This window comes from Actinotignum sp. usb-actsch-213, assembly GCF_059085665.1.
This window is the reverse complement of record NZ_JBHNSQ010000054.1, coordinates 1-335: the sequence shown is the minus strand read 5'-3', so window position 1 is coordinate 335 and position 335 is coordinate 1. Positions and strand designations below refer to the sequence as shown.

1 rRNA gene is annotated in these 335 nt (G+C 57.6%); it reads right to left on the bottom strand.

The features are described 5' to 3' along the window. A 16S ribosomal RNA gene (locus AC5RK6_RS06285) occupies positions 1-335 on the bottom strand; the annotation flags it as partial.

The following is a 335-nucleotide window of genomic DNA, read 5'->3' as shown; positions in this document are numbered from 1 at the left end:
CCAACGTTTACAGCATGGACTACCAGGGTATCTAATCCTGTTCGCTACCCATGCTTTCGCTCCTCAGCGTCAGTAATGGCCCAGTGACCTGCCTTCGCCATCGGTGTTCCTCCAGATATCTGCGCATTCCACCGCTACACCTGGAATTCCAGTCACCCCTACCACACTCAAGCCTGCCCGTACCCACTGCACGCGCGAAGTTAAGCCCCGCGTTTTCACAGCAGGCGCAACAAGCCGCCTACAAGCCCTTTACGCCCAATAATTCCGGACAACGCTCGCGCCCTACGTATTACCGCGGCTGCTGGCACGTAGTTAGCCGGCGCTTCTTCTCCACC